The organism is Cutibacterium avidum 44067 (assembly GCF_000367205.1).
Lineage (GTDB): Bacteria > Actinomycetota > Actinomycetes > Propionibacteriales > Propionibacteriaceae > Cutibacterium > Cutibacterium avidum.
Genome location: NC_021064.1, coordinates 1,552,076 through 1,572,458 on the forward strand (window position 1 = coordinate 1,552,076; position 20,383 = coordinate 1,572,458).

The 20,383-nt window shown below is 64.3% G+C and carries 16 protein-coding genes; 6 read left to right on the plus strand and 10 right to left on the minus strand.

Annotated features, from left to right (window positions below; genetic code table 11):
- Positions 1 to 21 precede the first annotated feature (21 nt).
- From murD to mraZ, 8 genes are all read right to left on the minus strand, one after another.
- Complete coding sequence (gene murD, locus PALO_RS07080) at positions 22 to 1,518, minus strand: UDP-N-acetylmuramoyl-L-alanine--D-glutamate ligase (RefSeq protein ID WP_036910305.1); 1,497 nt, start codon at positions 1,516 to 1,518, stop codon at positions 22 to 24.
- The gene (gene mraY / locus PALO_RS07085) at positions 1,500 to 2,570 is read right to left on the minus strand and encodes a phospho-N-acetylmuramoyl-pentapeptide-transferase (protein ID WP_015582995.1); all 1,071 of its coding nucleotides are present in this window, start codon (positions 2,568 to 2,570) and stop codon (positions 1,500 to 1,502) included. Before mraY ends, murD begins: the two co-directional genes overlap by 19 nt.
- Positions 2,567 to 4,024: a UDP-N-acetylmuramoyl-tripeptide--D-alanyl-D-alanine ligase gene (locus PALO_RS07090; protein WP_015582996.1), complete on the minus strand. Its 1,458-nt coding sequence runs from the start codon at positions 4,022 to 4,024 to the stop codon at positions 2,567 to 2,569. Before PALO_RS07090 ends, mraY begins: the two co-directional genes overlap by 4 nt.
- The gene (locus PALO_RS07095; protein ID WP_015582997.1) at positions 4,021 to 5,610 is read right to left on the minus strand and encodes a UDP-N-acetylmuramoyl-L-alanyl-D-glutamate--2,6-diaminopimelate ligase; all 1,590 of its coding nucleotides are present in this window, start codon (positions 5,608 to 5,610) and stop codon (positions 4,021 to 4,023) included. Before PALO_RS07095 ends, PALO_RS07090 begins: the two co-directional genes overlap by 4 nt.
- Complete coding sequence (locus PALO_RS07100) at positions 5,607 to 7,394, minus strand: peptidoglycan D,D-transpeptidase FtsI family protein (RefSeq protein ID WP_015582998.1); 1,788 nt, start codon at positions 7,392 to 7,394, stop codon at positions 5,607 to 5,609. The genes PALO_RS07095 and PALO_RS07100 overlap by 4 nt, the downstream gene beginning before the upstream one ends.
- A gap of 137 nt (positions 7,395 to 7,531) precedes the next feature.
- Positions 7,532 to 7,885, minus strand: coding sequence for a cell division protein FtsL (gene ftsL, locus PALO_RS07105; RefSeq protein ID WP_036976532.1), 354 nt, complete (start codon positions 7,883 to 7,885; stop codon positions 7,532 to 7,534).
- 107 nt (positions 7,886 to 7,992) lie between these two features.
- Entirely contained in the window at positions 7,993 to 9,006 is a 1,014-nt protein-coding gene (rsmH, locus tag PALO_RS07110; protein ID WP_015583000.1) for a 16S rRNA (cytosine(1402)-N(4))-methyltransferase RsmH, read from the minus strand.
- 142 nt (positions 9,007 to 9,148) lie between these two features.
- The gene (gene mraZ, locus PALO_RS07115) at positions 9,149 to 9,577 is read right to left on the minus strand and encodes a division/cell wall cluster transcriptional repressor MraZ (RefSeq protein ID WP_015583001.1); all 429 of its coding nucleotides are present in this window, start codon (positions 9,575 to 9,577) and stop codon (positions 9,149 to 9,151) included.
- Positions 9,578 to 9,856: 279 nt separating this feature from the next.
- On the opposite strand from mraZ, the gene PALO_RS07120 reads away from it, so the two are divergent.
- Genes PALO_RS07120 through PALO_RS07130 form a run of 3 tightly spaced genes read left to right on the plus strand, consistent with a single transcriptional unit; the run spans position 9,857 to position 14,339 of the window.
- Positions 9,857 to 10,900 carry an AAA family ATPase gene (locus PALO_RS07120; protein WP_015583002.1) on the plus strand — a complete coding sequence of 348 codons (1,044 nt, stop codon included), beginning with the start codon at positions 9,857 to 9,859 and terminating at the stop codon, positions 10,898 to 10,900.
- Entirely contained in the window at positions 10,897 to 12,123 is a 1,227-nt protein-coding gene (locus tag PALO_RS07125; protein WP_015583003.1) for a DUF58 domain-containing protein, read from the plus strand. Before PALO_RS07120 ends, PALO_RS07125 begins: the two co-directional genes overlap by 4 nt.
- Positions 12,120 to 14,339, plus strand: coding sequence for a transglutaminase TgpA family protein (locus PALO_RS07130; protein ID WP_015583004.1), 2,220 nt, complete (start codon positions 12,120 to 12,122; stop codon positions 14,337 to 14,339). Before PALO_RS07125 ends, PALO_RS07130 begins: the two co-directional genes overlap by 4 nt.
- A 26-nt stretch (positions 14,340 to 14,365) precedes the next feature.
- Here PALO_RS07130 and PALO_RS07135 read toward each other — a convergent pair whose 3' ends face one another.
- A complete protein-coding gene (locus PALO_RS07135; RefSeq protein ID WP_015583005.1) occupies positions 14,366 to 14,797 on the minus strand; it encodes a DUF3040 domain-containing protein in 432 nt (143 codons plus the stop codon).
- Between the two features lie 125 nt (positions 14,798 to 14,922).
- Here PALO_RS07135 and gcvT point away from each other — a divergent pair, with 125 nt between their 5' ends.
- From gcvT to gcvP, 3 genes are read left to right on the plus strand one after another with little or no spacing between them, the layout of a single operon-like run.
- Positions 14,923 to 16,038, plus strand: coding sequence for a glycine cleavage system aminomethyltransferase GcvT (gene gcvT, locus PALO_RS07140; protein ID WP_015583006.1), 1,116 nt, complete (start codon positions 14,923 to 14,925; stop codon positions 16,036 to 16,038).
- A gap of 44 nt (positions 16,039 to 16,082) precedes the next feature.
- Positions 16,083 to 16,454, plus strand: a complete 372-nt coding sequence (gene gcvH / locus PALO_RS07145) for a glycine cleavage system protein GcvH (RefSeq protein WP_004811817.1) — start codon at positions 16,083 to 16,085, stop codon at positions 16,452 to 16,454.
- Positions 16,454 to 19,444: an aminomethyl-transferring glycine dehydrogenase gene (gene gcvP, locus PALO_RS07150; protein ID WP_041710074.1), complete on the plus strand. Its 2,991-nt coding sequence runs from the start codon at positions 16,454 to 16,456 to the stop codon at positions 19,442 to 19,444. The genes gcvH and gcvP overlap by 1 nt, the downstream gene beginning before the upstream one ends.
- Before the next feature lie 110 nt (positions 19,445 to 19,554).
- On the opposite strand, the gene PALO_RS07155 is transcribed toward gcvP, so the two are convergent.
- Positions 19,555 to 20,247, minus strand: coding sequence for a FadR/GntR family transcriptional regulator (locus PALO_RS07155; protein ID WP_015583008.1), 693 nt, complete (start codon positions 20,245 to 20,247; stop codon positions 19,555 to 19,557).
- Positions 20,248 to 20,383: the final 136 nt, after the last annotated feature.

The following is a 20,383-nucleotide window of genomic DNA, read 5'->3' on the forward strand; positions in this document are numbered from 1 at the left end:
GTCCGGGTGTCGACCGACTTCTCAGCCATCGGCATCCGGCCCGTCAATTTGTCGTGCCGCGCTGACGAAATCGTCACCGCGGGCAGCATATCCAGGCCAAATGTCGAGGCTCGCGCACCCCGGAGCCATCAAGACGGTGTCGCCGGGGCGGGCCATCTCGGCAGCCTCGCGAACTGCCTTGGCCATGCATTCTCGCGACATGTCATCGATGACGACGACGGGGACATGCGGGGCGTGCTCGGCCAAGGACTTGGCGACGACGTCACGGTCGGTTCCCAGCACGATGGCTCCGCGCAGCTTCTCGGCGTGGGTGGTGACCAGGTCGTCAAAGTTGGTGCCCTTGGCCTGGCCTCCGGCGATCCACACGATGTGCTCGAAGGCGCGCATCGAGGAGTTCGCGGCGTGAGGGTTGGTGGCCTTGGAGTCGTCGACCCAGGTGATGCCACCAGCTTTATGGACGGTCTCGATACGATGCCCGCCAAGGTGGAGGTCGCGCAGACCCTGACCCACGGCGCGGGCCGGCACGCCGAAGGAGCGAGTCAGGGCAGCTGCCGCCAAGGCGTTCTCGACATTGTGTGGGGCGAAAGGACGGACGTCATCGAGGTGGGCCAGCTCCATGGCGGAGGTCGCCCGCTGGTCGACGAAGGCACGGTCGACGATGAGATCATCGACGACACCGATCATGGAGGGGCCGGGGATTCCGGTAGTGAAGCCGATGGCGCGAGCTCCCTCGACGACATCTGCCTCCTCGACCATGTGCTCGGTCGCGGGGTCGGCGACATTGTAGACGCAGGAATTCGTCACCTGGTGATAGATCCGAGCCTTGTCAGCCGCATAGGAGGCGAAGGGGTCATCCTCGTGGGCATACCACTCCAAATGATCCTGCTGCAGATTCAGGACGGCAACCGAGTGCAGGGAGAGGGAATTCGACCAGTGTAGCTGGAAGCTGGAGAGCTCCACGGCGAAGACGTCGTAGTCGATCTCGTCGGCCATCGCCTCCAGGATGGGCCGACCGATGTTACCGACGGCGCAGGCTCGCAACCCCGCCGCGTTGAGAATCGACTCGGTCATCTGGGTGGTCGTCGTCTTGCCATTGGTGCCAGTGGTGGCAAGCCACGGGACGACGCGGTCCGGATGCATGAGACGCCAGGCCAGTTCTGGCTCTCCCCAGACTGGAATCCCCTGGAGTAGAGCACTGGCCACCAAGGACTGGGTCGGACGCCACCCCGGGGACACGATGACGAGGTCGGTGCCCTCAGGAAGTTCAGCTGCCGCCCCGGCCCCCAGTCGCACCTCGGCACCGAGCACCTCGAGCAGCCCGCCTTTGTCGCGATGACCATCGTCGTCGGAGTCGTCGAGCACGAGCACCGTGGCATCGAGCTCGAGCAGGGCGTCGGCAGCGGCGTAACCAGAAGTACCCAGACCGGCGACGACGACGTGTACTCCCGACCAGTCGAACAGCCGGTCGGCCGAGCTCAGATCAACCTTTCCGGAGAACGTCACTGTCCTGCCACCCATTCTGCGTAGAAGATTCCCAGGCCGGCCGACACGGCCAGACCGCAAATGATCCAGAACCTGATGACCACGGTCACCTCAGCCCACCCCTTCAACTCGAAGTGGTGATGCAACGGGGCCATCTTGAAAACTCGTTTTCCACCGGTGAGTTTGAACACACTCACCTGGAGCATCACCGAGATCGTCTCGATGACGAACAGTGCGCCGATGATGACCAACAGCAATTCGGTACGGCTGACGACAGCCATACCCGCAACAGCGCCACCGAGAGCCAGGGACCCGGTGTCACCAAGGAAGATCTTGGCCGGCTTCGCATTCCACCACAGGAAACCGAAACAGGCTCCTGCGATGGCAATGGCCACCACGGCGATGTCGTGCGGATCACGCACTGCGTAGCAATGGTTGCCGGCAGTGGTCGGACGCGAACACCACTGGTTGAACTGCCAGATGCTCAGCAAGGTGTAGGCGCCGAAGACCATGGTGGTGGCCCCCGTCGCCAACCCATCCAGGCCGTCGGTGAGGTTTACCGCATTGGAACTACCAGCAATGAGCAGGATCACCCAGATGATGCCCAACCAGACAGGCAGATGAAGCCAGGAGATGTCGCGCAGGAATGAGATCGCCGAGGACCCCGGAGTGACCCCGTGGGTATCCGGGAAGTACATCACTCCGATGGCGAAGGTGATGGCAACAAACGCCTGTCCAAGCAGTTTTCCCCTGGGTTTGAGGCCCAATGAGCGCTGTTTGGAGATCTTCGTCCAGTCATCGAGGAATCCGATGAATCCCAGACCGGCGAAGAGCCAGAGGACCATTACGGCTGAGAGAGTCGGGTGGGTCCAGGTCACCAGATGCGCGACGATGTAGGCCAACAGGACCGACACAATGATGACGGCACCGCCCATGGTCGGGGTGCCCTTCTTCGTCTTGTGGGTGGTCGGGCCGTCGTCGCGAATGAACTGACCGTATCCTCTTGCGGCGAGCCAGTGGATGAACCACCGCGTGCCGACAAGGGTGCCGATCATCGACACCGCGCCGGCGAGCAGGATGTTCTTCACGCCTGAGCCTCCCTATCCTCGAACACAGCGCGCCCCACCCGTTCCAGCGCCAGGCCTCGGGATGCTTTGAGGAGAACGACATCGTGCGAGGTCCAACTTAGCGACTCAGCAGCCTCTTCCACGGTGGTGACGAACACATGTGCGCCTTCGGCGCACGCGCCGGCAGCAATGTTCTCGGCCTCGTCACCGACCGCGATGACGACGTCAAACCCGGCCTGAGCAGCACGTCGACCTGATTCGGCATTGAGTTCAGGGGAATCCTTGCCGAGCTCAAGCATGTCGCCAAGCACAGCGATTCCACGGGTTTGGGGATCAGCGGCCCGGCGAGTCGCGAGGACGTGACCCATAGCTTTCAAGGAAGCAGCCATCGAGTCAGGGTTGGCGTTGTAACAGTCCTCAACCAGCACCAGGCCATCAGCTCGCTCACGCAACTGCATCCTCATGGCAGACCGCGACACAGCCTTGCTCAGGGCATCGGCAATGCGACCGACGGTGTCCCCGTCGACAGCGCCATTGAGCTCCAGAGCTGCCAGCGCTGCAGCCGTGGCGGCAACAGCATTGGCGACCTGGTGGGCCCCCATCGTCGTCAACCGGACCTGGCTGGCCCAGGTCGACTCGCCCCTGCGAACCCCCAGGGTGAAGGAGTGACGATCCAGATCGTCAGAAGTGATCGACTCCGCCCACACCTCGACCTCGGCATCCGGGCGCCGGTGATCGGCATCAGGGCTGAACCATGCGATGTGGCCACTGGTCCGCAGGGCCATCCCAGCCACCAGGTCATCGGCAGCATTGAGGACAGCCCAGCCGTCAGAGCTGAGAGCCTCGACGATTTCGCCCTTGGCCTGGGCGATGACCTCACGGGATCCGAACTCGCCCAGGTGGGCGGTCCCGATGTTGAGGACCATGGCGACGTCAGGGGTGACGATGGAGGTCAGCCACGAAATGTGGCCGAGTCCGCGAGCCCCCATCTCGGAGACGAGGAATGCGGTCTCCTCGTTGACGCGGCATGCCGTCAGGGGCACGCCGATCTCATTGTTGAACGACCCCACCGGAGCCACCGTCGGGCCAAAGGCCTCGAGAACCTGGGCCAGCATGTCCTTGGTGCTCGTCTTGCCACTGGACCCAGTGAGAGCAATAGTCCGCAGACCACGGCATCGCTCGGTGTCCACGGCGTGACGGGCCAATCGAGACAGTCCGGCCTGGCCGTCGTCAACGATGAGGTGCGGCAACTGGGCGTCGGTGGCGCGCGTACCCATCACGGCAGCCGCGCCAGCTTCCTGAGCAGCCTTCGTGAAGTCGTGTCCGTCCGCCCGGGCGCCAGGCAGAGCGACGAAGAGAGCCCCCGGAGTCACCTCACGGGTGTCGATGACGACGTCGGGGCCCACCTGTGCAGAGCCGTCAACCGGTTCGGCCCCGACCCATGGGGAAAGGGTGGCAATGTCGACAACTCTCATCGTGTCTGATCCTCCTCGGCCTGCCGAGCCATGGTGTGCCATTCAGCTCGGATGACCTCACGATCGTCGAATGGCAGCACCTCGCCGCCAACATGTTGTCCGGTCTCGTGCCCCTTGCCGAGCACGCAGATGACGTCTCCGACCTCGGCCATTCTCAAGGCCTCGTTGATCGCCTCACGACGGCGTCCGCCATCGACGACGATGACACCGTCCTCGGCGGCCTCGTGGGCACCCTCCAACACCGCTGCGCGGATCGTTGCCGGATCCTCAGTACGTGGGTTGTCGTCGGTGATGATGACGACGTCGGCCCTCTCAGCCGCAACATCACCCATGGGGCCACGCTTGGCGGCGTCACGGTCTCCCCCAGCGCCCAGGACGGCGATGAGACGCCCCCCGTCGACCGAGGACCGTGCCGCATCAAGGGCGGAGGCAATCGCCTGCGGAGTGTGCGCGAAGTCGACCAGAGCGGTCGGTGAGTCAGGGCCGAGGTCGACGCGCTCCATCCGACCTGGCACCTGAGCAGACGACAATCCATGCGCAACCTCGTCGAAGGAGAGCCCTGCGGCTTCCAGCATTGCCAGGGCCATGACCGCGTTGCGGACGTTGAACTCACCGGGCAGGGACAATTCGAGAGTGCGCTCCCCCGACGGGGTCGTGACCTCGAGGACGGCCCCGTGCGGTCCCGGATGCCACGACGTCACCTGATAGTCGGAGGGTTCGTGGATCGACGTCGTCACGGCTGTGACGCCACTGGCCTGCATCCTCTCGACGAGTTGACGTCCGCGCGGGTCGTCAACGTTGATGACGCCGAGCCGGGCCAGGTTCGAGGTGAACAGACGAGCCTTGGCCTCGAAGTAATCATCGAGGGTCTTGTGGAAGTCAAGATGATCGCGACCGAGGTTGGTGAAGGCAGCGACATCGAAACGGGTGGCGTCGACCCGTTGCAGGGCGAGGGCGTGGGAGGAGACCTCCATGACGACGTCGGTCGCTCCCCTCTCAGCCATGGCGCCGAAGAGACCTTGGAGATCCGGAGCTTCCGGGGTCGTCACTGTGGTACGAGCGCTCGGCAACTCGACACCGTCGAGCTGGAATCCAATCGTCCCGATCGTCCCGACGTGGCGTCCAGCAGCTCGCAGACCTGCCTCCACCAGGAAGGCCGTCGTCGTCTTGCCATTGGTACCAGTGACACCGAACATCGTCATGGCATCAGCGGGATGGCCGAAGATCTTGGCAGCCGCGACCGCCATCGCAGCCCGGGGATCCGGGACGACGATGATCGGCACACCGGCATCCGCAGCGAGGGTCGCACCCTCGTCGTCAGTGAGGACTGCCACCGCACCGGACTGTGCTGCCGAGCCAGCGAATCGAGCCCCATGGGCGTGGAGACCGTGCAGACCGACGTACAAGTCGCCGTGACGTACCTGACGGGAGTCCAGGGTGATCCCGCTGATCGCAGGACCGTTCTCATCAGCCCGACACCCGTCGAGCTCGGCCACCAGATCACCCCACGCAATGGAATTCACCTCCGAGGGCCGCAGGGCGGTGTCTGCAGGTGATGTGGGGGTGGGAGTGGGTTCAGGGCTCACGGCTGGTACTCCAAGGGTTCCTTGCGCGCTTTGTCGGTGGACGGTTGCACACCGTAGCGCGGCAGGGCGACGGACATCAGTTGCCGCGCCGCCGGCTGCGCCACCTCCGTACCTGTGTGTCCGTTGGTGGGCTGGTTGATGACGACATAGGTGAGAATACGCGGCTTCTCGATGGGAGCGACGGCGATGAATGAGGAGATGTAACCGCGATAGCAGTGGCATTGCGGGTCAACACGTTGCGCAGTACCCGTCTTTCCCCCCATTCGGTAATCCGGGATCGGTCGGTCCTTGGCCGTCGAGACGACGTTCTCCATCATGTCGCGGACCTGCTCGGAAGCCTGCTGGGAGATCACTCGGCGGGTCGTCGTGTCGGGGATCTCAGCAGGTTCACCGTGACCGTCGACAGCTGATTTGATGATCGTCGGGGAGTGGTATACACCACCGTTGACGATGCCAGCCACCGCAGCAGCCTCCTGGATCGCGGTCACCGACAACCCCTGGCCAAAGGCCACCTGGTCACGGGTGTAGTCGGGCATGTCCGGTTTGGGAATCTGGCCGTGGGCCTCGCCGGGAAGACCGATCCCGGTAGGTGCCCCTAGGCCGAAGGACTTGAGGTAGGAGGCCATGGTCCCCTTGTCGAGGTTTCGGGCGAAGAGGGTCGTCCCGATGTTCGAGGAGTGCACGAAAACACCGCGAGCGGTCAGGTGCTCGGTGCCGTGGGGCTCGGCATCCGTGATCTTGCCGCCCCCGGAGGACAAGGCCGGAGGAACGACGATGTGGGTATCGGGAGTGAGGACTCCCTGGTCGGTGAGGGCGGCCATCGTCAGTACCTTCTGGACCGACCCCGGCTCGTAGGCATCCTGGATGGTCCGATTGCGGGTCTGGCTCTCCTTGGCCTTCCCCGGCTTGTTCGAGTCGAAGGTGGGCATCGACACCATGGCGAGTACCTCGCCATTCGTCACGTCCATCATGATGATCTCGCCACTCTTGGCCTTGGCGTTCTTGATGGCCGTGCCCAGTGCCTGCTGGGCCATGAGCTGCAGCTGTGCGTCAAGGGTCAGGGCGTAACTGGTGCCATTGACGGCAGGAACGAGGGTGTTGGATCCCAGCGGGATGCGTCCCCACGTCGAAGCTTCGTAGGACTCCTTTCCGGGCACACCTGCCAAGGCCTTGTCGTGGCTGTGTTCGAAGCCGCCAGCGCCCTTGCCCTCGGCATTGACGAATCCGACGACATTGGACGCCACCTTCCCGGAGGGATAGGTGCGGATCGGGTCATTCGAGCTGAAGATCCCGTACCATTCCCCCTCCTTCATGTCCTTCTTGATGAGGTCGAAGGTGTAGCTGTCGACGTGGTGACGCACCACCGAGTAGCGGCTGAGATTGCCCTTGGAGTCGGTGGCCGTGAGAGCCTTGCGGTAATCCTCCGGACGTCCGCCGAGGTGCTTGGCCAGGATCTTGGCAATCGCCTTGGGGGCTGCAGCGGCTTTCTCCCGCTGGGTACGACTCATGGTGACCCGCTCGTCAACGCCATTGCGCGAGATCATGCGAGGGTCGACGAATACCAACACGGCCGGCTGAGTCTGCGCCATGACGGTGCCATTGCGATCAGTGAGCCGTCCGCGGTCGGGCTGCAGGTCGTATGTGTACTTCATCCGCGCGGCCGCCGAGGCCGCGTACGCAGGAGCCTCGATGGCCTGCAACTGCAGAGCGCGGCTGGCCAGACCGATCGCGAGCACGAGGAATGCCGCCATGATGATCGTCAGACGGCCTCGTTGGGAGGCCATCCGTGGGGCTGGCCTCGCGCTCGACGCAGGACGACCCGGACGGTAACCGGGGCGCAATGGCGCGGATCCACGCCCGGACGCAGGCGGTCGGGCGGAACCGGGACGCCGGGTCGGATCCGTGGAACGCCGGGAATCGCTCACGGCTGACCCAGCTCTGGCTTGGCCGTCTCACCGATGAGTCCTGGTGCTTCCTTGCCGTCAACCCTCGTCTGGGTTCCCATCACCTTGCCAGTGCGCAGGTCGATGTAAGAGCCGTAGGGATTCGGCCTCATGCCGAGCTTCTTGGCCTCTTCCTGCAGGTTCTGCGGTCCTCGCAAGTGGTCGACCTCAGCCCCGAGCACGGCCTGCTGGTGCTGCAGGACGTTGAGATTGCGCGTCTCCTGGGCAATCTGCATGGACTGTGCCTGGATTGTGGTGTTGAGCACCAGGAGACCGGCCAACCCGGCAGCCAGCATGACGACGATGAGGATGGCGAAGCCGAGCCGTCCCATCCTCTGCTGCTGAACCCGCCGTGGCAGGGCCCGCAGCACCGGACGTAACGGGGCGGTACGCGCTGCGGCAACCTTGGCCGGGTGGGGACGCGGTGCTGGTTCGGCGCTCATCGGCTCTCCTTCGTCGCATGCTGAGAACTGACGGATCCAGGGCGGATCCGCTCGATGATCCGCAACCGTGCTGACGCGGATCGTGGATTCGTGGACACCTCATCGGCGTCAGGACGTTCAGCTCCTCGAGTGACAGGGCTGAACTTGGCTGCCATTGATTCTGGAACCATCGGCAGACCCGCTGGAGCGGTGTCGGCGCAAGCGTCCCGGAAGACTTCCTTGACTGGCCGATCCTCCAGGGAGTGGTAGGCGAGAACTGCCATCCGGCCGCCGACGGCGAGCCGGTCGAGTGCTCGGGGAAGTACCGCTGGAAGGGTCTCCATCTCGCGGTTGACGGCAATACGCAGTGCCTGAAAGGTGCGCTTGGCGGGATGCCCCGAACGCTTGTGCCGAACAGCGGCGGGGATCGCCTCGAAGATGATGTCGACGAGGCGTCCGGAGGTCTCAATGGGTTGACGATCCCGCTCTGCGACGATGGCCCGCACGATGCGATCGGCGAACTTCTCCTCGCCGTACTCGCGCAGGATCCGCACCAGGTCGCCTGGGGCGGACGCGTTGACGATCTCGGCGGCAGTACGTCCACCAGACTGGTCCATGCGCATGTCCAGCCGGGAATCGACGGAGTATGAGAACCCGCGGCCCACCTCGTCAATCTGCAAGGAGGACAGCCCCAGATCGAGCAGCACCGAATTCACGTTTCCCAACCCAAGGTCATCGAGGACATCGGGGAGCTCGTCATGGACGGCATGGACGAGATGGACGCGATCCCCGAACGACTCGAGTCGCGCACCCGCCATGGCCAGGGCCTGCTTATCCCGGTCGATACCGACGAGCTGTACGCGAGGGAACCGGTTCAGAACAGCTTCGGCGTGACCTCCCATACCAAGGGTGCCATCAAGGTGAACGGGGTTCTCGCCCTCGAGGGCCGGGGAGAGAAGGTCGAGAATGCGGGTGCGCATGACAGGGATGTGAACGGCATCGCCGGCAATGGCATCGGTCGCCATGAGCATCCCCTCCCCGGCATGGTCTGCCAGCAACGTCTTCGACCGGTGTCGACGACCCGTGGTCCGGGGTTCCGTTCCGGCTGAACCACCTGGCACAGGGGAAGTTGTGTCAGGGGGCCCGGTCGGACCGGAGCCGCGGATCACGCGATCACTGTTCGGCGAAGACCTCCTCGTTCATGTCGGCGAAGATCTCCTCCTGGGCTTCGGAGTACTTCTCCCACTCGGTGGCGTCCCACACCTCGACACGGGTGATCGCACCCACCACGACGATCTCCTTGTCGAGACCGGCGTAGCGCCTCAGCATCGACGGAATCATGACCCGCCCTTGCTTGTCCGGAGTGGTGTCGCTGGCACCGGCTGCCAACATGCGCTGGTAGTCACGAACCTTCTTGACACTCACCGAACCCTTAGCGATCTCCCGGGTCGTCTCCACGAAGGTTTCGGTCGGGTAGATCGCCAGACACCTGTCCTGGCCCCTGGTGATGACCAACCCGTCGTCCAACTCGTCGCGGAACTTCGCCGGTAGGAAGAAGCGGCCTTTTTCGTCGAGCTTTGGAGTGTGCGTACCCAGGAACACCGGGCACCTCCTTGCTCCACGATCGGGGCGATCTCCTCCACTTGCCTCCACCATACTCCACAATGCTCCACTAAGTCACCATCCCGACTCCTCGACCTCCACTTCCCACCACTCCCACCGCGTGATGACGCGGTGAAGTGGGTGTCAGAAATGTCAATGTGAGTCCGAGAAGGTCGTTCGCCCCTGTTCGGAGGACCGCGACAGCGAGAGGGGCATCACCGTCAGAAGGCCCGGATAGCATGGGCTCCGGTCACTGCCGTGCACGCAAGGAGGATTCCGTTGAGCCACGAAGAACCGCAGCCGGTCCATCCGGCCCATGCCCAACCCCTCGGCGACGTCGCAGCCCCAACAGCGACGATTGACGACGTGGTGGCCGTCACGAATGCCATCCGCTCGGCTGTGGCCGGGGTCATCGAGGGCAAGGACGGACGCATCGACACCGCCCTCGTGGTGCTGCTCGCCCAAGGCCATCTCCTGGTGGAGGACGTACCCGGCGTCGGCAAGACGATGCTTGCCCGTGCGCTCGGCCGCGCCATTGACTGCACCGTGCACCGCATCCAGTTCACTCCGGACCTGCTGCCCTCCGACATCACCGGCGTCAGCGTCTATGACCAGGAGAAGAGGGAGTTCGTCTTCAAACCCGGCGGAATCTTCGCCAACATCGTCGTCGGTGACGAGATCAACCGGGCCTCCCCCAAGACCCAGTCCGCTCTCCTTGAGGCGATGGCCGAGCGTCAGGTCTCGGCGGATGGTCAGACTCACGTCCTTGACGCCCCCTTCATGGTGGTGGCCACCCAGAACCCCCTCGAGATGGAGGGCACCTACCGCCTGCCGGAGGCTCAGCGAGACCGCTTCATGGCCCGCATCACCATGGGCTACCCGACTCGCCCCGCCGAGCTCGCCATGCTCGAACACCACGGTGCAGCCTCACCTCTCGACGAGGTCACCCCGGTCACCGACGCCGTGACGGTTCGGGGTCTCATCTCGGCTGTTCTCGGAGTCCACGTGGCAACCGACATCCATGAGTACGTCCTGGACATTGTCACTGCGACCCGCAGTCACGAGTCCATTCGGTTGGGGGCGTCTCCACGCGCGGCCCTCCACCTGGTTCGGGCCTGTCGAGCTCGCGCTGCCATGAATGGTCGTGACTACGTCATTCCTGACGACGTCCAGGCCCTCGCCGCCCTGGTCCTGGCTCACCGTCTGGTGCTCTCAGGACGCAGCGGGGCTGCGAGCCACGACACTGCCCGGGCAGCCGAGTCCCTCGTCAACTCGATCATGCGTCAGGTGCCGTTGCCCGAGCGAACCCATCAGGACCGATGAATTCCTCGTCGGCGTCCAACTCCCCTCGCCGCCGGGGGATTCTCACTACACGGGGGCGTGCCGTCGGAATCGTCGGCATCGTCCTGGCGGTCATCGGCTTGAGCATTGATCAACGGGACCTGGTCCGGATCGGCATACTCCTCATCCTGCTGCTCTTGGTCGCCATTGCTGTCGTGGCATGGTTTTGTCCACGGATCCGAACCGCGCGGAGTCTGGCTCCGGTGCAGATACCGTTGGGGTCCGAGACCGTCGAGACGGTGACGGTGGAGCGTCGTGGAGGATTGCCGCTGGGAGCGGCACGATTCACTGACACTCTGCCCGCCGCCCTGGGCCAGGCTCGGTGGTCAGCCGGAATGATTCAGACGCCCGTCGTGCCCACCACTCGTGGCCGATTCACGATCGGGCCCGTCATGATGCGTACCGTCGACCCCTTCGGCATGGCCTGTCGCCACTCCGACCTCGGGGAGACAGCGGAAGTCGTCGTGACACCAAGAATCGTCGATCTGGGCCCTTCTGGAGAGCTCGGTAGCCAGGGCTTCGCCGCCAGATCCTCCGCCGTCAATGCCGGTAGGCGTGGTCCCGACGACGCCATGGTGCGCGATTGGCACACCGGGGACTCGGTGCGACGTATCCACTGGCGATCCACGGCACACCGCGGCGACCTCATGGTTCGTCGTGAGGAACAGGCCTGGAATCCGTCGGTGGTGGTCGTGCTGGACTCCCGTGCTCATCACCACGCCGGCGCCGGCCCCAACGCCTCCTTCGAGTGGGCCGTCAACTCAGTGGCGTCCATAACCACTCGGCTCAAGACGGACGGATACGTCACTCACGTCGTCGATTCGGCCGGTCCTCTCACCGGTAGTCTCCTCGAGGCACTCGTCGACGAACCGCTACGTCCTGACATCACTCTTGATGAGGCGGTCGAATCCTGCCGAGGAATTGACGGCCCAGCCATCGCGATCCTCGGCCGGCTGGAATCGGCTGACATCGCGGATCTCGTGGACCTGAGACGAGACCGCGTTGCTGGACTCGCTCTTGTCCTCGACGCCGACTCCTTCACGGCTCGACGGTTCCGAGGAACCGTCGAGCAGGCCGCGGAACACGAACGAGCCCTGACCGAGCTGTCCGACGCCGGGTGGACGGTTGTCCCCGTCAACTCCCACACCTCCGTCGAGACAGCATGGCGCCAGCTGCTCCACGACGGGAGGACGGCTATCTCATGAGCAATCCACGTCGCGCTGCCCAGCCTGAATCCCGGGTCTCGACATTCCTCGGACCGGTCGAGCAGCCACCCGAGTACTCCCACGGGGTGGCGATCCATCTTGCGGTCGCGCTAGCCATGATTCTGGCAACCCTGTCGCTGTCGGATCTCACCGCCGACCCCTGGTACTGGGTCGGACCGACGGCCATCATCGTCGTCATCGAAGCCGTAGCCCTGCTGTGCCGACGTCATCGTTGGGACCACGCCGAGGTGCAAGGCGTACAAGCCGTCCTCGTTCTCGTCATCGCCGCCGTGATGGGAGGAATCTGCGCATCCACTGCCGGTTCGTCAGGCAGTTTCCCGTTCAACTTCCTGCATCTCTACCGAGACACCATCACCCTCATCCAGACAACCGACGGCCCGCTGCCCCCGTCGATCGGCGTCATCTGGTTGGTGACGACAGTGGTCGGCGTCCTCACCGTCGTGACGGATCTGCTCACCATCACCTTGGAGAGCCCGGGCTGGTCCCTCGCCCCGCTGTTGGCAACACACCTCCCCGCTGTCCTGACAGCCACCAGCGATGCCCCGTGGTGGAGTTTCACCCTGGTCGCAGCCGGCTGGCTCCTCATCCTCGCCGTCGATCACGCACTGCGCGACGGCGGCCGACTGACCGGACCGTCAGCGGTCATCGTCGGAGCCATCACCATCGCCCTCGCGACGGTTCTCGCGACCATCGCCCCGGTGTGGGGCCACGTCGACCTGGCTCGCCCGTCAGGAGCCTCCTCGGCCCCGGTGCACATGAGTGATCCCACCATCGATCTGCGCCGAAACCTCCACAACAAGTCAACGGCGTCGGTGATCGACTACATCACCAACAGTCGTGACGGCGAGTACCTGCGCATGACCTCTCTGCCCAAGATGACGGATCGAGGGTGGGGACTCGTCCCGGTCAACCTGGAGCACTCTGCTCCCGGAAAGGTTCCGGGACTGACCGGTCATTCGCAGACCCGCACCGTCGACGTCACCGTCAACGGCTTCTCATCGCAGTACCTTCCGGCTCCTTACGGTCCGATCGATGCTGACGTCGACCAGACCTGGGCCTGGGACCCCGACAGTCTGACGATCGTCTCGACCTCTGCCGATCGCGACCACGCGACTGACGACATGCAGTACAGCATCTCCGCCCAGGAGCCGGACCCTGATCCAGCGACCTTCGACGAGGCGAAGGCCGGCATTCCTGACGGCACGGTCTACACCGATGTCCCAGACGCAGCGCCTACTGACATCAAGGAGCTGACACACCGAATCGTCAGGGGGAAGACCGCCCCGGTGGCCAAGGCCATCACCATCCAGAACTGGTTACGTGACGACTCCCGGTTCCATTACGACATCAACGCCCCCGAGGGCAACGGCTTCCAGGTGCTCGAGACCTTCTTGCTGCGGACCCACCGGGGATACTGCATTCACTTCGCCGCGTCGATGGCTCTCATGGCCCGCATCGAGGGGATTCCATCACGGGTTTCCATCGGATTCCTCCCCGGGAGTCACAAGGGCGACAGCTGGAAGGTGCGTGCCAACCAGATGCACGCGTGGCCGGAACTGTACTTCCAGGACTACGGATGGGTGAGGTTCGAGCCGACTGCCGCGGTGGCCCCGGCACCGGCCTGGACCCGTAAGGCCGCAGCCACACAGTCTCCCACTCCGACCCCGTCGACCAGCCCGACTCCCTCGGCCCAGTCATCCGCATCGACGTCATCGACGCCGCCTCCCACGGCGTCCAGCACCCCGACAGCGTCGAGCAGCCCGATTCCCGTCAGCAGCACTGAACACGGCGGCGTTAACTGGCCGCTCCTCCTCGGAGCGCTGATCGTTTTGCTCCTGCTCGTCCTGCCGATGCTCACCCGCATCCTCATCTCGCGGCGCCGAATCTCGAGCGGGTCGGCAGCCGACACCTGGCAGGAGCTACGCGGACTGTGGATTGACCATGGATTGCCCTGGCCCGACGGCACGCCTCGCCACCAGGCGACCGCCTTGACCCAGGACATGGACGAGTCCACTGCACAGGCGGTGAATCGGCTGGCCTTGGCCGAGGAAAGGGACCGCTGGTCGGGCAGGGAAGGTCGTTACGACTCGATGGCTTCCGACCTCATGACGGCCAAGGACTGGCTCGGAAAGATGCACACCCCCAAACCACACTGGTTGGCTGTCTGGATGCCGACATCCCTCTTCATGAGGTGAGAATCACCACGACTGACGACCGTGTCTCATCGCGACTGACGTCGACGCCACCTCTCCTCCATCCGAGCGGTGAAGGAGTCAGGATTGCTCTCACGGCCCCCACCACGCGGCCGAATTCCATTGCTGCCCGGCATCGTGCCTTGGCCCGTGGACAGCAGCACTCCGACCGCAACGGCCATGATCACGAAACCGACGACGGCGAGGAGGCCACTGCTCATCACGACCCCGCCGACGACCCCTGCCAGACCCAGCACCATCATGCCTGAGCCAAGGAGGATCTGACGGCGACGGGCTTGACGATGCCGTCTCCGCCGCTGCTCCAGGGCATCCCCGGCGGGATGGGGACGACGGGTCGCCGAGGCCTTCCGCGAGAACGATCGGGCAAAGTCAGGGTCGTCGGTGGACAGATATTCCTCGAGCTCGGCAAGGCGCCGCTGCTCCTCTGCTGACAAGGGCATCTCGAACTCCTACCTGACCGGCCACGGAGCTTGCGGGGTGAACTCCGTCGTACGTCACCAAGTCTACTTCCTCAGTTCTGGCTGCGGGCAAGCACGCGGTCCCGCGTCATGCCATACTTCCAAGCATGACCACGCTTCGACGTACACCACTGGCGGCCGTATACGAGAGTCTCGGAGCATCCTTCACCGATTTCGCGGGCTGGGACATGCCCGTGCGGTACTCCTCAGACCTGGCTGAACACCACGCCGTCCGCAAGAATGCCGGCATCTTCGACCTGTCTCACATGGGCGAGATCAGAGTCTCCGGGCCCGATGCCGGGGCAGCTCTCGACTACGCCCTGGCAGGCAAACTCTCAGCCGTCGCGGAGGGCCGCGCGAAGTACTCCCTCATGCTCACCGAGGACGGGGGCGTCGTCGATGACCTCGTGACCTACCACCTGCCTGACGGTGATTATCTCGTCGTTGCCAACGCTGCCAACACCGAAACCGATCTGACCGAGTTCTCCAAGAGGTGTGCCAGCTTCGACGTCACCGTCTCCGACGAGTCAGCTCAGACGGCCCTCGTCGCAGTGCAGGGACCCAAGGCCGTCGAGATCGTGCTGGCGGCCCTGGCGAAGGCCGACACCACCCTCGATTCCGACGAGGTCCGCGACGTCAAGTACTATCGCTGCCTGACCGGACAGCTTGACGGCTCCCCCACGCTCGTCGCCCGTACTGGATACACCGGTGAGGACGGTTACGAGCTCTACGTACCGGCCGAGGCCGCCGAACACCTCTGGAATCTTCTCATGGAGGCCGGCGGCGATGACCTCACCCCGTGTGGGCTCGCCTGTCGCGACACCCTGCGTCTGGAAGCCGGCATGCCCCTCTACGGGCATGAGCTGGGAACCGACATCCATCCCTCCCAGGTCGGCCTTGGGCGAGTCGTCAACTTCAAGAAGGAGGGTGACTTCGTCGGTCGCTCTGCCCTCGAGAACCGCGAGACGACTGATGACCGTGTTCTCGTCGGTCTGGCTGGCGAGGGACGGCGCGCGGCGCGCGCTGGCTACGCCGTCATGAATGAGGGCAAGGAGGTCGGGTCCATCACCTCCGGCATCCTCTCCCCCACCCTGGGCCACCCGATCGCAATGGCTTTCGTAGATCCCGGTGCCGCCGCGGTTGGCACTTCGCTCAGCGTCGACGTGCGAGGCAAGGCCCTCGACGTCACCGTCGTCGAGCTGCCCTTCTACAAGCGTTCCTGACACCGTCCACCAACCCGCCCCCAGACAACCCCTTAGGAGCAGACATGGAACTGTCCGATCTCAAGTACTCCGCCGAGCACGAGTGGGTCGCCGTTGACGGCGACACCGTAACCGTCGGCATCACCGACTACGCCGCCGAGGCCTTGGGCGACGTCGTCTTCGTCGACATTCCCGAGGCCGGCAACGAGGTCCAGGCCGGATCGGCCATCGGCGAGGTCGAGTCCACCAAATCGGTATCAGACCTCTTCAGCCCGGTGTCCGGTACCGTCTCCGAGGTCAACGAGGCCATCTCCGAGTCGCCCGAACTCGTCAACTCTGACCCCTTCGGCCAAGGATGGCTGTTCAAGGTCTCCGGCGGACAGCTCGCCGATGACCTCATGGACCGCGACGCCTACCTCAAGCTCACCACCAAGTGATGACGATGACAGACCACGCTGGGGATCGGCGCGGCCTCGAGGGGCCGCGCCCCTTCTCGAGCCGCCACGTCGGATCCGTTGTCGAGGACCTGCGTCACATCGCCGAGACGGTCGGTGTGACCAGCTGCGAACAGATCGTTCGCGACGCCATCCCGGCTTCCGTCCTCAACTCCGACAGGAATGGCTCCTCCGTCCACACCCCGAGCCTGCCGCCCTCCGCCGATGAGGCAACCGCCCGGGCCGAGCTCGTTGACATCGCAAAGGGTAACCGTGTCACCCGCGTCCTCATCGGACGTGGCTACTACGGAACCCTGACCCCGCCGGTCATCCGTCGAAACATCCTGGAGAACCCCTCCTGGTACACCGCCTACACCCCGTACCAGCCGGAAATCTCCCAGGGCCGTCTCGAGGTCCTGACGATCTACCAGCAGCTCATCACAGATCTCACCGGTCTGGCTCTGGCGAACTCCTCTTTGCTCGACGAGGCCACTGCGGCCTCCGAGGGAATGCTGTTGGCCCGCCGCGCGTCCCGCAAGGTGAAGTCCAACCGTTTCCTCGTCCACACCCACGTCTTCGACCAGGTTCGAGACGTCGTCCTCGGGCATGCTGAGGCGGCTGGCATTGAGGTCGTCGAGACGGACTTGCGCAACCCGGAGTCCTGGCGACCCGAGGTCGAGGCTGGCTGTTTTGGCGTGCTGGCCCCCTACCCGGACAGCACTGGTGCGCTGTGGAACCCCTCCGAGGTTTTCGAGGCCGTCCATCAGGCTGGCGGTATCGCCATCGCCGAGTGCGACGTGCTCGCTCTGACCCTCATGACCCCGCCCGGAGAACTCGGCGCAGACGTCGCCATCGGCTCTTCACAGCGCTTCGGCGTTCCGATGGGCAATGGCGGACCGCATGCGGCATACATGTCGGTGCGCGCCGGTCTGGAGCGTCAGATCCCCGGACGTTTGGTGGGTGTTTCCACAGACGCCGACGGCAATCCTGCCTACCGTCTGGCCCTCCAGACTCGCGAGCAGCACATCCGTCGCGACAAGGCCACCAGCAATATCTGTACCGCTCAGGTGCTCCTTGCCGTCACCGCTGCCGCCTTCGCCATTTGGCACGGGCCGAAGGGGCTCACCCGGATCGCCATGCAGGTACGCGATCGCGCTCACCAGCTCGCCTCCGCCCTGCGCGCCGGTGGCCTCGACGTCTCCGATGATCTGTTCTTCGACACCATCCGCATCACCGCCACGGGCGGCGCCAAGGAGCTGTGGCACAGGGCCCGCGAAGGCGGGTACACCCTGGATCTCGTCGACGGGGACACCCTCCAGATCGCCGTGGACGAGACGGTGACCCCTGACGAACTGCGCGAACTCGCCCAGCTACTGGGCGGCGACAGCGAGAGCCTCACGTCTCCGACTGACGAAGTTTGGCCGGAGGATCTGCGCCGCACGACCGATTTCATGACGCACCCGGTGTTCTCGAGCTACCACACCGAGACTGCCATGATGCGTTATCTCAAGAGGTTGGCGGACCGTGACTACGGCTTGGACCGCGGCATGATTCCGCTCGGCTCGTGCACCATGAAGCTCAACGCGGCAGCCGAGATGGAGGCCATGACCTGGCAGGAATTCGGCCAGATGCACCCCTTCGCCCCGGTGGAGGATCAGGCCGGAAGCCTGAGGCTCATCAGGGACCTCGAGATCTGGCTCGCCGAGCTCACCGGCTACGACACCGTCTCCCTGCAGCCCAATGCGGGTTCCCAAGGGGAGTACACCGGCTTGGCAGCCATCCGCGGCTACCACCTGTCTCGTGGGGACACCGAGCGCACCGTGTGCCTCGTTCCGGCCTCGGCCCACGGCACCAATGCGGCGTCGGCGGCCTTGGCCGGCCTCAAAGTCGTCGTGGTCAAGTCCAATGACGATGGCACCATCGACCGAGACGACTTGGCTGCCAAGATCGCCGAGAATGAGGGTCGCATCGCAGCGATCATGATCACCTACCCCTCGACCCACGGCGTCTACGAGGACGGCGTGCGTCAGGTCTGTGACATGGTCCATGAGGCTGGCGGGCAGGTCTACATCGACGGGGCGAACTTCAACGCCTTGGTCGGATGGGGACAGTTCGGCCACATCGGCGGCGACGTCAGCCACCTCAACCTGCACAAGACCTTCGCCATCCCCCATGGTGGTGGCGGTCCTGGTGTCGGCCCCGTGGCTGCCAAGTCGCACTTGGCCCCCTTCCTGCCTGGGCACCCGCTCAATCCGCGCAACGAGCATCCGCTCAATGGTGGCGGGACGGTCACCCACGACGGTCACGCGGTGTCCGCAGCCCCTTACGGATCGGTGTCCGTGCTGCCCATTTCGTGGGCGTACCTGCGACTCATGGGTCTTGAGGGCCTGCAGTTCGCAACGGAGGTGGCTGTCCTCAACGCCAATTACATTGCGCACCGTATTCAGGACAAGATCCCGGTCCTCTACACCGGTCAGAACGGTTACGTGGCTCATGAGTGCATCCTCGATCTGCGCCCGCTGACGGCCGAGACGGGTATCACCGTTGACGACGTCGCCAAGAGGCTCATCGACTATGGCTTCCACGCCCCGACGATGAGCTTCCCAGTTGCCGGAACCCTCATGGTCGAGCCGACCGAGTCGGAGGACCTCGCCGAGCTGGACCGCTTCTGCGACGCGATGCTAGCGATTGTCGAGGAGGCTCGAATGGTGCAATCAGGTCACTGGCCTGCCGACGACAACCCGCTCGTCAATGCTCCGCATCCGGCCGCCCGCCTAGTGGCCGTCGAGTGGAACCATCCTTACTCTCGCGAGTTGGGCTGCTATCCCGGCATGCGTCTGGGCGTGCAGCGCGATCAGGAACGCGGGCTGGACGTCAGCGCCTTCACCCGGATCCAGGCCAAGTACTGGCCTCCGGTGGGCCGAGTCGACAACACCTACGGAGACCGTCACCTGGTGTGCACCTGTCCGCCTCCCGAGGCATTTGAGGACTGATTCGTTGGAAGACTGATCAGAGTCAGAACTGGCCGGGGCCCGATCCGTGTGGATCGGGCCCCGGCCAGTTGTTCGTCAGGGTGGGGAGCAGCCTCGCGGCTCGGGATGGGTCAGAAAGCTGCCTGCGAGATGACCCTGTCACTCCCCAGGGCGAGGGCGCGGGTGGCACGCTCGGCAGCGTCGAGATCGCTCATCGTGATGGCATCAAGAATGTCACGATGCTGGACCAGGTTGGCGCGATCCTCCTCGGTCAGCTCTCGGTCCTCGTACTGCTCAGCAAGGTAGCTGAGCATCATCGGGACGTGAGCGACATACAACGGATTGCGAGTCGCCGCGAGAAGGCCACGGTGGAAAGCATGGTCGTGATGGGCGAGGCCCTTGGAATCACCATTACGAATGGCCTCTGTCATGCCGGACACGGCGTCCTGCAACAACTTGAGGTCGGCCCCGTCAGCACGTTCGGCCGCGAGTCGAGCCGCAGTGGGTTCCAGCGCAATACGCAGCTCGTTCGTCCAGGTCATCTCCTGCTCACGTTTGTTGCCAGACATGTGCCAGTGCACCACTTTGGGAGACAGCACGTCCCACTGATGGGGTGGCAGCACTGTCACACCAACGTGGCGCCGGGAGCGCACCAGGTTCAAGGACTCGAGAATCTTGACTGCTTCGCGGCAGACGGAACGAGATGCTCCTGACTCCTGCTCGATGTCCTCCAACCGCAGCACGTCACCAGCTTGAAGATCACCGTCGACGATGCGAGCGCCCAAGCGGCTCGCGACCGATGAAGCGAGGAATTCCTGAGGCATGAAAGGAACGATAACGCATGTCTCCCAACACGGCCCGATTCCCCTTGGGAAAGCTCACCAATTGGTATCGACAGTGCCGCGTAACAACGGTTTCATCCCCTCATAGGATGTTTACACCCCGCCGACGCGGGATTTC